Below are 12,421 nucleotides of genomic sequence, written 5' to 3'. Positions count from 1 at the left end.
GGAGGACATCATGATCGCAGCACCACTCGATGCAGTCGCAGGCAGCAAGGGCAAGAAGCCCTTTTATAGCCATCTTTACGTTCAGGTTCTCGTGGCCATCGCTGCGGGTATCCTTCTCGGTCATTTCTATCCCGAACTCGGCACCCAGCTGAAGCCGCTCGGCGATGCCTTCATCAAGCTCGTCAAGATGATCATTGCGCCGGTGMTCTTTCTGACGGTTGCGACCGGCATTGCCGGCATGAGCGACCTGCAGAAGGTCGGCCGCGTCGCCGGCAAGGCGATGCTGTACTTCCTGACCTTCTCGACATTGGCGCTCATCATCGGCCTGATCGTCGCCAATGTCGTCCAGCCAGGCGCCGGCATGAACATCGATCCGGCCTCGCTGGATCCGGCCGCCGTCGCCACCTTTGCCGCCAAGGCGCATGAGCAGAGCATCGTCGGCTTCCTCACCAACATCATCCCGACGACGATTGTCGGCGCCTTTGCCGATGGCGATATTCTGCAGGTTCTGTTCTTCTCGGTGCTCTTCGGCATCGCGCTCGCCATGGTCGGCGAAAAGGGCGAGCAGGTCGTCAACTTCCTCAATTCCCTGACGGCTCCCGTGTTCAAGCTCGTCGCCATCCTCATGAAGGCTGCCCCGATCGGCGCCTTCGGCGCCATGGCATTCACCATCGGCAAGTACGGCGTCGGATCGATCGCCAACCTTGCCATGCTGATCGGCACTTTCTACATCACGTCTCTGCTCTTCGTCTTCATCGTTCTCGGTGCTGTTGCCCGCTACAACGGCTTCTCGATCGTGGCGCTGCTGCGCTACATCAAGGAAGAACTGCTGCTGGTCCTCGGCACCTCGTCTTCGGAAGCCGCACTTCCGGGGCTGATGAACAAGATGGAAAAGGCCGGTTGCAAGCGCTCGGTCGTCGGCCTCGTCATCCCGACCGGCTATTCCTTCAATCTTGACGGCACCAACATCTACATGACGCTGGCAGCGCTGTTCATTGCTCAGGCAACCGGCATCCATCTCTCCTGGGGTGACCAGATCCTGCTGCTGCTGGTGGCGATGCTGAGCTCGAAGGGTGCCGCAGGCATCACCGGCGCCGGCTTCATCACACTTGCCGCAACGCTCTCCGTCGTCCCATCCGTGCCGGTCGCTGGCATGGCACTCATTCTCGGCATCGACCGCTTCATGTCGGAATGCCGGGCGCTGACCAACCTCGTCGGCAATGCGGTGGCGACGATCGTCGTGGCACGTTGGGAAAACGAGCTGGATACGGTGCAACTCGCCGCAGCACTGGGCGGCCAGACCGGAGAGGATACTTCGGCTGCCGGGCTGCAGCCGGCCGAATAGTCAGCCGCTATCCCCTTATCCTTAGAAACCCTGCAGCGGCCCGTCATCCAACGGGCCGTTTCTCTTTTCGGCTTCAGCTGCGATTGTCGCCGAGAAGACTGTTATAAACGGCGCCGATCGCACTTGCTTCCTTCTCCAGCGCGAAATTCGCCCTGACATGCCGCAGCGCATTCTCGCCATGCGCGAGCGCCAGAACGGGATCTGCGATATAGGGCGCGATTGCCCGCGTCAGCGCCTCGCCATCGCCGGCGGCGACGACCGAACCTGTCTCGCCCGTGACGATGAGCTCGGCATAGGCGCCCGCATCCGATGCCACCACCGCGGTTCGCGAGGCCATGGCTTCGAGCGGCGTCAGGCCGAAGCCCTCGTTGCGGGAGGGGGCGACATAAAGCGTCAGGCGGCGATACCAGATCTTGATGTCAGGCACTTCGCCGAGAAAGAGGATACGGTCGCTCAGTCCGGCGGCGGCGACGTCCGCCTTGAGTTTGTCTGCGAATGCCACGTGCTCCGCCGTCACGCGGCCGGAGACGACTGCCGTCCACTCAGTATGCTGCGGCAGGAGTTCGATCATCGCCGTCACGAAAAGATCAGTGCCTTTCTGATGGCGCACACGGCCGAAGCAGCCGACGAGATGGCGGCCGGGCAGGCCGGTGGCGGCGATGCCGTCCTCTGCGGTTTCCGGCGGATGGAACAGAGCAAGGTCGACGCCGTGCTGGATGACCGTGTGCGGCACCTCGAGGAACGAGCCGGAACGGTCGCTGGTCGCGATAACGGCGTCCATGCGACGGATCAGCCATTTCGTATAGGCGGTGTGGCGGCGTTGCGCGGCCGAGGTGAAGAGAAGCTTCAGCGGCATGCGCGTGAGATGGCGAAGCAGGATGCCGACGGCCATCTCGTTGTTGCGGCGAGCGTGCCAGACACGCCGGCGCGGGCGCGCCGGCGGGCGCCAAAGGCCGAGGAGCTGCCGCCACTTCAGTTTCGGCAGGTCCTCCGGCAGGCCGGGGCCGAGTGTCGCGATCTTGATGCCGAGCCGGATCTGGCACGGGATGAGCTGGACGATCGTCGACGTGACGCCGGAGAGCCGGCGCTTGAAATTGGGCGCAATGATCTCGACGTCACGGATATCAGGCAAGGGAGGGGTCTCGCGGCTCGCGGGCGATCAGCCCCAGGAAACCTGGAGGATTTCGTAGGCCTTGGAGCCGCCCGGCGCGTTGACCTCGATGGAATCGCCGACTTCCTTGCCGATCAGCGCACGGGCGATTGGCGAGGAGATGGAGATGCGGCCGGCCTTGACGTCGGCTTCCTGGTCGCCGACGATCTGGTAGGTCTTTTCTTCCTCGGTGTCCTCGTCGATGAGCTTCACCTTGGCGCCGAACTTGATCTTGTCGCCCGACATCTTGGTGAGGTCGATGACCTCGGCGCGCGCCGTCAGGTCTTCCAACTCGCTGATGCGGCCTTCATTGTGGCTCTGGGCTTCCTTGGCGGCGTGGTATTCGGCGTTTTCGGAAAGGTCGCCATGAGCACGGGCTTCGGCGATCGCCTCGATGATTCGGGGGCGCTCCTCCTGCTGGCGCCAGCGCAGCTCTTCCTGCAGCTTGACGAAACCGCCCGGTGTCATCGGTACCTTTTCAACCATTTTTCTGTCCTTCAATCCTCGTATCCGCACAATCAGCGGCGAACACAAAAGAAAACAGGTCCCGAAGGGGAGCTTCGGAACCGTGCCACAATCTTAGTCGGACGCTTATAGCAGATCGCCACGGCCGATTTCCAGAAAATTCGCATAAGAGAAACGCCGCCCGCCCCGATATCAGGTGGTGCGCCTTGAGAATGGGCAGAAATCCGATCGTCCCGATTGACTCCGCACAAGAGAACATATAGTGAACATACTAATGAAGAAGTCGCTCACAGAACGCTTGGCCATCCTTTCCGATGCCGCGAAATATGACGCTTCCTGCGCTTCCAGCGGCACGGTGAAACGTGATTCCCGGGCAAGTGGCGGGCTCGGTTCGACCGAGGGATCCGGCATCTGTCATGCCTATGCACCGGACGGGCGGTGCATTTCGCTTCTAAAAATACTGCTGACCAATTTCTGCATCTACGACTGCGCCTATTGCGTCAATCGCTCGTCGAGCAATGTCGAACGGGCGCGCTTTACGCCCGAGGAGGTCATCTGGCTGACGCTGGAATTCTACCGCCGCAACTATATCGAAGGCCTGTTCCTTTCCTCCGGCATCATTCGTTCGTCCGATTACACGATGGAAGAGATGGTCCGCATCGTCCGCGAACTGCGTGTGACCCATAATTTCCGTGGCTATATCCATCTGAAATCGATCCCCGAGGCGTCACCGCGTCTGATCGAGGAGGCGGGGCTTCATGCCGACAGGCTGTCGCTCAATATAGAGTTGCCGACGGATAACGGCATCACCCGCTTCGCGCCGGAAAAGAAGCCTGCCAATATCCGGCGATCGATGGGAGATCTGAGGCTGAAGATCGAGGCCGCCAGCGAACCGACGCTGCGGACGAAGAAGCGTCAGCGTTTCGTGCCGGCCGGCCAGAGCACGCAGATGATCGTCGGCGCCGACGGGGCGAACGATGCGACGATTCTTGCGACCAGCGGCCGGCTTTACAGCAGCTACGGCCTGAAGCGCGTCTATTATTCCGCCTTCAGCCCCATCCCGGACTCGTCGAAAAATCTGCCTCTGATCAAGCCGCCGCTGATGCGCGAGCACCGGCTCTATCAGGCCGATTGGCTCTACCGATTCTACGGTTTCGGCATCGACGAGATCACCGCGAACCAGGCGGGTGGCATGCTCGATCTCACGCTCGACCCCAAACTTGCCTGGGCGCTCGCCAACCGGGCCGAGTTTCCCGTCGATATCAACAGGGCCGAGCGTGAACGGTTGCTGCGCGTGCCGGGGCTCGGCACCAAGACGGTCAAAGCGATCGTTTCGGCTCGGCGGTTTCGCCGGTTGCGGTTGGACGATCTCCAGCGGCTCGGCATTTCGATCAAGAAGGTCCAATCCTTCATCTCGGCGGAAGGCTGGTCGCCGCGCCGATTGATCGAGCGCCCCGACCTTCGCGCCATGTTCGAACCGCAACCTGAACAATTGTCGTTGCTGTGATGCGCCGGGTCGTGCTTGCAGGACGAGGGGAGCTTGCCGAATGGCGTGACGCCGCGCGCGCTTTCGCGGCTGCGGGCATCCTGCCGGAAGAGATCGATTGGCGCGAAAAAGGCGCGGAGGCGGACCTTGCGTTTCAACGCGACGCCATGCCGCCGGCGCCTGTCACGGCACGTAAGCCGATGACGGTGCCGCCCGCCTTCATCGAGCTCGCGCAGACAGTTCTCTGCCATACCGACCCGGCGCGCTTTTCCCTGCTTTACCGTCTGCTCTGGCGGCTGCAACTGGACCGGCAACTGCTGGAAGTGGCTTCCGACGAGGACGTTGCCCATGCCAGGCTGATGGCGAAAAACGTTCGACGCGACGCGCACAAGATGACGGCCTTCGTCCGCTTCAAGGAGGTCGGTGCGGTATCGGCGGACCGTCGAAAATTCCTCGCCTGGTTCGAGCCGGATCATCATATCGTCAGGCGCACAGCGCCCTTCTTCCAACGGCGCTTCACCGACATGGACTGGCTGATCGCCACGCCCAAGGGTTCGGCCGCCTGGGACGGCGAGCGGCTGACGATGAGCGACGAGCCGTGCGAAAAACCCAATCTCACCGATGCTGCCGATGAACTTTGGCGCACCTACTACGCCAGCATTTTCAATCCGGCGCGGTTGAAGCTGAAGGCGATGCAGGCGGAGATGCCGAAAAAATACTGGAAGAACCTGGCGGAAGCCGATCTCATCCCCGGGCTGATCGCATCGGCGGAGAGCAAGGTGCGGGCCATGGCCGCGYGGGAGGCGACCCAATCGTTGCCCTTTCACGATCGCCTGCAGGAAGCCGCGCGCACTATTCCTGCCGCGCCCGAAGCGCCGGCGGGCACGCTGGAAGCACTGCGCGCGGAAGCTGCCGTCTGCACCCGTTGTCCGCTTCATGCGAAGGCGACGCAAACCGTATTCGGGGAGGGGCCGCGCGATGCCGAGGTGATGTTCGTCGGCGAGCAGCCGGGCGACCAGGAGGATATATCAGGGCGCCCCTTCGTCGGTCCTGCCGGCAGGCTCCTCGATCAAGTGATCAAAGAAGCGGGCATCGACCGCTCATCGCTTTACGTCACCAATGCCGTCAAGCATTTCAAATATGAGCCGCGCGGCAAGCGTCGCATCCATCAGAAGCCTAATATGGGCGAGGTGAAGCATTGCCGCTGGTGGCTCGATCTGGAGATGGCGCTGATCAAGCCGAAGCTGGTCGTTGCGATGGGGGCGACTGCGCTCGCGGCGCTGACCGATACGAAACAGCGGCTGCAGGATGTCAGGGGGAAAGCGGTCGCGATCGACGAGAGGCGAACGCTCTTCGTGACGGTGCATCCATCCTATCTGCTGCGTATTCCCGACGAGCGGCTGAAAGCGGATGAACTGGCACGATTTCGCGAAGATATGCTGACAATTCAGCGCCTTATGCTGGCGGCTGCATAAACTGATTCCGAAGCCTCCGGCGATGCCTCAGCGGCAAGGCTGGCGCCATCGCTCATCGAGCGATGGCGTTCCGTATCTCAGGCGAAATAGCTCTGCAGCGGCCGCACTTCCAGATTGCCGGCTTTCAGCGCCTTGATCGCCTGGGCGGCGGCCTCTGCGCCTGCCATCGTCGTGTAGTAGGGCACCTTCTGCATCAGCGTCGCACGGCGCAGCGACTTGGAGTCCGAGATCGCCTTGTTGCCATCGGTGGTGTTGATGACGAGCTGGACCTGGCGGTTGCGGATCGCGTCCTCGATGTGCGGACGGCCTTCGAGCACCTTGTTGATCTTGGTAGCGGTGATGCCGTTTTCGCCAAGGAAGCGGGCAGTGCCGCCGGTCGCCAGCACTTTGAAGCCCTGCTCGACGAGGATGCGGATCGCCGGCAGCACGCGCGGCTTATCCGCGTCGCGGACGGAGACGAAGACCGTCCCGTCACGCGGCAGCTCGACGCCGGCGCCAAGCTGCGACTTGGCGAAAGCCAGCGCAAAATCGGTATCGAGGCCGATGACTTCACCCGTCGAGCGCATTTCCGGGCCGAGCAGCGTGTCGACGCCGGGGAAGCGGGCGAAGGGGAAGACGGCTTCCTTGACAGCGATGTGCTTCAGCTTGCGCGGATCGGGCTTTTGCCCATAGGCGGCGAAGGTCGCATCGAGTTTCTCGCCGGCCATGACGCGGGCGGYGATCTTGGCGATCGGCGCGCCGATGGTCTTTGCGACAAAGGGCACGGTGCGCGAGGCGCGCGGATTGACTTCGAGAACGTAGACGGTGCCATCCTTGATGGCGAACTGAACGTTCATCAGGCCGCCGACATTGAGCGCCTTGGCCATGGCCTTGGCCTGGCGCTCCAGCTCGTCGAGCAGTTCGACCGACAGCGACCGCGGCGGCAGCGAGCAGGCGCTGTCGCCGGAATGGATGCCGGCTTCCTCAATATGCTCCATGATGCCGGCAACATAGACATCGGTGCCGTCGGAGAGGCAGTCGACATCGACTTCGATGGCGTTGCTGAGATAGCTGTCGAAGAGCAGCGGGTTCTTGCCGAGCAGGGTGTTGATCTGGCCGGTCTTGTCGTTGGGATAGCGCTGCTTGATATCCTCAGGCACGAGTTCAGGCACGGTATCGAGCAGGTAGGTCTGCAACTGGCCTTCCGAATGCAGGATCTGCATGGCGCGGCCGCCGAGCACGTAAGAGGGACGCACGACCAGCGGGAAGCCGATTTCGGTGGCAACCATGCGGGCCTGCTCGACCGAATAAGCGATGCCGTTGTTCGGCTGGTTGAGGTCGAGCTTCATCAACAGCTTCTGGAAGCGGTCGCGGTCCTCGGCAAGGTCGATCATGTCGGGCGCGGTGCCGAGGATCGGGATGCCGTTCTTTTCGAGGGCCTCGGCGAGCTTCAGCGGCGTCTGGCCGCCGAACTGGACGATGACGCCGACGACTTCGCCCTTTTCCTGTTCTGCCCGCAGGATCTCGATCACGTCTTCGGCCGTTAGCGGCTCGAAATAGAGGCGGTCCGACGTATCGTAGTCGGTCGAGACGGTTTCCGGGTTGCAGTTGATCATGATCGCCTCATAACCCGCATCCTTGAGCGCGAAGGCGGCGTGGCAGCAGCAATAGTCGAACTCGATGCCCTGGCCGATACGGTTCGGGCCGCCGCCAAGGATAACAACCTTCTTGCGGTCCGACACTTCAGCTTCGGAGCGAGCGGCGCCGACGAAAGGCGTCTCATAGGTCGAATACATATAGGCGGTCGGCGAGGCGAATTCGGCCGCACAGGTATCGATGCGCTTGAAGACAGGCCGGACGTTCAGGCTGTTGCGGAATTCGGCGACTTCCTTCGGGCGCTTGCCGGTTAGCGTCGCCAGGCGCGCGTCGGAAAAGCCCATGGCCTTCAACATGCGCAGGTTAGCGGCATCATCAGGCAGGCCGTGCTCGCGAATCCGGGCCTCCATCTCGACGATCGCCTTCAGTTCGGCGATGAACCAGGGATCGATTTTGCAGCCCTCGTGGACTTCGGCTTCGCTCATGCCCTGGCGCAGCGCCTGGGCGACCATGCGCAGGCGATCGGGCGTCGGTGTGCCGATTGCGGCGCGGATGGCGTTCTGGCTGGATTCGCCCTCTTCAAAGCCGGGGATCTCGATCTCGTCGAGGCCCGTCAGGCCGGTTTCCAAGCCACGCAGCGCCTTTTGCAGCGATTCGGCGAAGGTGCGGCCGATCGCCATGACTTCGCCGACCGATTTCATCGCGGTCGTCAGCACCGGCGAGGCGCCGGGGAATTTCTCGAAGGCGAAACGCGGGATCTTGGTGACGACGTAGTCGATCGACGGTTCGAAGGAGGCAGGCGTTGCGCCGCCAGTGATGTCGTTATCCAGTTCGTCCAGCGTATAGCCGATCGCGAGCTTGGCGGCGATCTTGGCGATCGGGAAACCGGTGGCCTTCGAGGCGAGCGCCGACGAGCGCGAGACGCGCGGGTTCATTTCGATGACGACGAGACGGCCGTCCTTCGGATTGACGGCGAACTGGACGTTCGAGCCGCCGGTCTCGACCCCGATTTCGCGCAGCACCGCGATCGAGGCGTTGCGCATGATCTGGTATTCCTTGTCCGTCAGCGTCAGCGCCGGCGCGACGGTGATCGAATCGCCGGTGTGGACGCCCATCGGATCAATGTTCTCGATCGAGCAGATGATGATGCAGTTGTCCGCCTTGTCGCGGACGACCTCCATTTCATATTCCTTCCAGCCGAGCACCGATTCCTCGACCAGCACTTCGGTGGTCGGCGAGGCGTCGAGGCCGCCGCCGACGATCTCGAAGAATTCCGAGCGATTGTAGGCGATGCCGCCGCCGGTGCCGCCGAGCGTGAAGGAGGGGCGGATGATGGCAGGCAGGCCGACATGGTCGATCGCCTGGGCGGCAATCGCCATGGCATGGCTCATATAACGCTGCTTGCGGTCGCTCTCGCCGAGGTTCCACTGGTTTTCCAGCTCGTCCAGCGCCTTGTCGAGATCGGATCCGGAGAGGCTTTCGCGCAGCTTGTTGCGCTCGGCCTCGTGCGTCTTGCGGTCGAGGTCCTTGATGTCGGTGGCGTTCGCCAGCATCGAGCGCGGGGTTTCCAGCCCGATACGGGCCATCGCCTCGCGAAACAGCGCGCGGTCCTCGGCCATGTCGATGGCGGCGGGCTTGGCGCCGATCATCTCGACATTGTAACGGTCGAGCACGCCCATGCGCTTCAGCGAAAGCGCGGTGTTCAGCGCCGTCTGGCCGCCCATGGTCGGCAGCAGCGCATCCGGGCGCTCCTTGGCGATGATCTTGGCGACGACTTCGGGGGTAATCGGCTCGACATAGGTGGCGTCGGCAAGGCCCGGATCGGTCATGATCGTCGCCGGGTTGGAGTTGACGAGGATGACGCGGTAGCCTTCCTCCTTCAGCGCCTTGCAGGCCTGGGTGCCGGAATAGTCGAACTCACAAGCCTGGCCGATGACGATCGGTCCCGCGCCGATGATGAGGATCGATTTGATATCTTGGCGCTTCGGCATGAGTGCTTCCGTTTTCTGGCTGCGCAGAAAGCCGGCCAGGGTGGGAGATCACCGGGTCGGGTCGCGCATGCTGGGTCTTTTCAGGCTAGAAGCGGCTTATAGGCAAATGTATTTGCAAACGGAACCCCATAAATCGCGGAATCGACAGGAATCCAACACGGCGCGAAAGACTATTTTCCATCAGACACGACCGCAACCCGGATTTCGCCGCCGCCCTGCTTCCGGAAGAGCGAAAGCGGGAGTCCCGTCAAGTGTTTGGCGCGTCTTCTTTAGGTGAAGCGGCGGCGCACATCCTCGGCATAGCTGCGGCTAACCGGGATTCTCGTGCCGTCGCGGGTGAGGATCAGCAGCCTGCCATTGTCGCGTTTCAGGCTTTCGACATGGGCGTCGGCCACCCAGTGCGAGCGATGAACGCGAAGGCCCGGCGTTGCGGCGGTTTCCTTCAGCGCGTCGGCAAAACGCAGCAGCACCAGTTCGCGCCCGCGGCCGGTCACCACCTCGGTATAGTGATCCTGGACGGAAAGGCGCAGCAGCGAGCCACGGTTTTCAGGCTTCAGCCGGTCGAGGATCGAGGCGCCGGGGCTGGTTTCGTGAGGTGCTGCGGCTTCGGCGATTTTCTGGCTCATCGCCATATAGGTCAAAAGGCAGAAGACGGCGCAGAGCGGCACCGCAAAAAGCGCGTGCTGCAGGCCGCTTTGCAGCGTGGTCGTTTCGCCGGTGAAGACATAGTCGACGAGGCCGATGGCAAAGCCGATCGGCAGGGCGGCGGCGAGCGAACCCGTCATCATGCGGGCGAACATGGAAACGATCACCTCCCGCAGCAGTCTTTCGGCCGCGACCGCGTAGAGGATGGCGATCACCCAGGCAAGGGCATGCAGGCTCAGCCAATAGGCGAGGCGTTCGCCGAAGGCCATGCTTTGCATCGTGCCGTAGGGGCCGGTGAAGGCAAAGAGCAGGACGATCGCGGCAAAGGTTCCCCAGAAGCGCCGGGAGTGGAGAAAGACCTGCAATTCGCGAAGCGTGGATTGCAAGAAGGGGTGAATCACGAAGTTTTCCTGCCGTTCGCGCGGTTCGGATTGAGGCAGATGAAGTCTTGGCGGAAAGAGCGATCGAATTCAACCGGATGCCGCTCATGACCCTCGAACCGCTCTTCGATGCCCCGCTCGCCGTTCAGATCCATGTCGCCGCTGTTACGCCGGCGGCCCTTCTCGGCGCCTATATCCTGCTGCGCCCCAAGGGCACGCCGCTGCACCGGCTGCTCGGCAGGATCTGGATGGTGCTGATGATTGTAACGGCAATATCAAGTTTCTTCATTCACCAACTCGATCTCTTCTACGGGTTCAGCCCGATCCATCTTTTGTCGATCGCAACATTGTTCGGCAGCTGGAATGCGATCGCGGCGGCCCGCCGCGGCGATATCCGTCTGCACAAACGCATCGTCGCCGGCCTTTATTTCGGCGGCATCGTCCTTGCCGGCCTGTTCACTTTCGTGCCTGGCCGGATCATGCATGCGGTCGTCTTCACCGGAGCGGAATGGCCGGCTGCCCTTGCTGCGGCGGTGATGTAACCCGCAAGAGCACATGGCACTAACCGGTATTATCTGGGAATTACCGGGAATTCGCGGGACCGTCTGATCTGTAAGGGGTTTTGGGGGGAAGCGGCGGAAGCGAGCGGAGAGTTTGCGCGCAAGATCTCGGCACTAAACGGCGGCCAGCGGCTGACCGGCCCAAGCGTTCAAATCGCAAGCCATTGAAAACTAAGGGATGCGGTCAACGAAAGTGGGACGGAAATTCAATTGGCAGAAAATGCGGCCCCACTTATAGAAAACCCTTGAGATTCAAGCGACCCGAAGACGAGGCCTTGAAGCGCGGGCAAAAGACGACTAGGGCGCGCCAGTCTTTCGCTTGGTCGGGGCCCACGACCTTAGCTCACCAAGATAATGGCGGCTGAACTCGCGGCCGCTTGCCGAGCGGTCCGGTGTCATTTTTCACCCGCGCCTGTGACAATTTCTGAACACCCGCTAGTTCTTTTCGCGACTGGGTTGTTAATTGCGGTTGAATCCCGTTTAGAGTCAATCTCTAAGGGTATTTTGAGGGGCGATATAATGCGGGCGGGTGTCTTATTTAACAGGAGAACTGCGGTAAGTGGCGCGGGAAGGCGTCGGTGGTCAGTTCGGCGACACCGGTACCTCTCGACTGTATCGGCGGCGGCGCTTGTGGTCCTATCCGCCGGGGCGGCTCAAACCGCTGACTGGCACGGACTGACAAGCAGCGACTGGACGGACGGGAGTAACTGGTCGGGAGGCACCGTTCCTGGTGCCGGTGCAACCGTCAACATCAGTACGCCGGGTGCACCGGGCAATACACCGGCAATCCTCGGTGTCACCGGCCCGGTCAGCGTCTCGGTGGGTACTATAAATGTCGGCCAGAGCGCTACTGTGCCTGGGACTTTGACGATCCAGAACGGCAGCCGTCTGACCAGCACGGGCAGCTCCCGGCTTGGGGTACCAGCCGGAAGCGCCGGGACCGTCACTGTCACCGGCCCTGGATCGCAATGGAACATACCAAGCGGAACTTTTTATGTCGGCTTTTTCGGCATCGGCACGCTCAACGTTGAGAACGACGGACAAGTCACCACGGGGTCCAATACGGTGCTGGGTGGCAATGCCGTGTCGTCGGGCACACTCAACATCAGCGGCGGCGGCACGTTGCAGACGCTGTCCCTTCGGGGCGGCCCCGGCGGGAGCCAGGCCAATTTTGACAACGGAATTCTGCGCGCGGGGGCCAATAATGCCACCTTCATCAACAGTTTCAACGGTACTGAGCTCAATCTGCTCGCCGGCGGGCTGACGATTGACACCGCCGGCTTCGCGCTGGGCACCGACGCAGCGTCCGGGTTCACCGGCGTCGGCGGTCTGACCGTCACGGGTGGCGG

8 protein-coding genes and 1 pseudogene are annotated in these 12,421 nt (G+C 62.1%); 5 read left to right on the top strand and 4 right to left on the bottom strand.

Annotated features, from left to right (window positions below):
• Positions 1-10 precede the first annotated feature (10 nt).
• A complete protein-coding gene (locus AC1D1Z_RS03110) occupies positions 11-1,345 on the top strand; it encodes a dicarboxylate/amino acid:cation symporter (protein ID WP_477849471.1) in 1,335 nt (444 codons plus the stop codon).
• A 73-nt stretch (positions 1,346-1,418) separates the two neighbouring features.
• On the opposite strand, the gene AC1D1Z_RS03105 is transcribed toward AC1D1Z_RS03110, so the two are convergent.
• A complete protein-coding gene (locus AC1D1Z_RS03105; protein ID WP_130652818.1) occupies positions 1,419-2,477 on the bottom strand; it encodes a glycosyltransferase family 4 protein in 1,059 nt (352 codons plus the stop codon).
• A gap of 27 nt (positions 2,478-2,504) precedes the next feature.
• Complete coding sequence (gene greA, locus AC1D1Z_RS03100; protein ID WP_003541639.1) at positions 2,505-2,981, bottom strand: transcription elongation factor GreA; 477 nt, start codon at positions 2,979-2,981, stop codon at positions 2,505-2,507.
• A gap of 253 nt (positions 2,982-3,234) precedes the next feature.
• Between greA and AC1D1Z_RS03095 the strand changes: the two genes are divergently transcribed.
• Positions 3,235-4,467 (top strand): putative DNA modification/repair radical SAM protein, encoded by a 1,233-nt coding sequence (locus AC1D1Z_RS03095; protein ID WP_028732917.1) that lies wholly within the window; start codon positions 3,235-3,237, stop codon positions 4,465-4,467.
• Positions 4,467-5,921: a UdgX family uracil-DNA binding protein gene (locus tag AC1D1Z_RS03090; RefSeq protein ID WP_477849467.1), complete on the top strand. Its 1,455-nt coding sequence runs from the start codon at positions 4,467-4,469 to the stop codon at positions 5,919-5,921. Before AC1D1Z_RS03095 ends, AC1D1Z_RS03090 begins: the two co-directional genes overlap by 1 nt.
• Before the next feature lie 77 nt (positions 5,922-5,998).
• Here AC1D1Z_RS03090 and carB read toward each other — a convergent pair whose 3' ends face one another.
• Both carB and AC1D1Z_RS03080 read right to left on the bottom strand, forming a co-directional pair.
• Complete coding sequence (gene carB, locus AC1D1Z_RS03085; protein WP_477849465.1) at positions 5,999-9,487, bottom strand: carbamoyl-phosphate synthase large subunit; 3,489 nt, start codon at positions 9,485-9,487, stop codon at positions 5,999-6,001.
• Between the two features lie 269 nt (positions 9,488-9,756).
• A complete protein-coding gene (locus AC1D1Z_RS03080) occupies positions 9,757-10,533 on the bottom strand; it encodes a LytTR family DNA-binding domain-containing protein (RefSeq protein ID WP_130652816.1) in 777 nt (258 codons plus the stop codon).
• A 47-nt stretch (positions 10,534-10,580) separates the two neighbouring features.
• Between AC1D1Z_RS03080 and AC1D1Z_RS03075 the strand changes: the two genes are divergently transcribed.
• Both AC1D1Z_RS03075 and AC1D1Z_RS03070 read left to right on the top strand, forming a co-directional pair.
• Positions 10,581-11,054, top strand: a complete 474-nt coding sequence (locus AC1D1Z_RS03075; protein ID WP_130652815.1) for a DUF2306 domain-containing protein — start codon at positions 10,581-10,583, stop codon at positions 11,052-11,054.
• Between the two features lie 837 nt (positions 11,055-11,891).
• Positions 11,892-12,421, top strand: a pseudogene (locus AC1D1Z_RS03070) (autotransporter outer membrane beta-barrel domain-containing protein); the annotation flags it as partial.

The sequence above is a fragment of the Rhizobium sp. P1_E1 genome, assembly GCF_056406015.1.
Note: the sequence above shows the minus strand (reverse complement) of the source record. Positions and strands in the feature narration are given on the sequence as shown.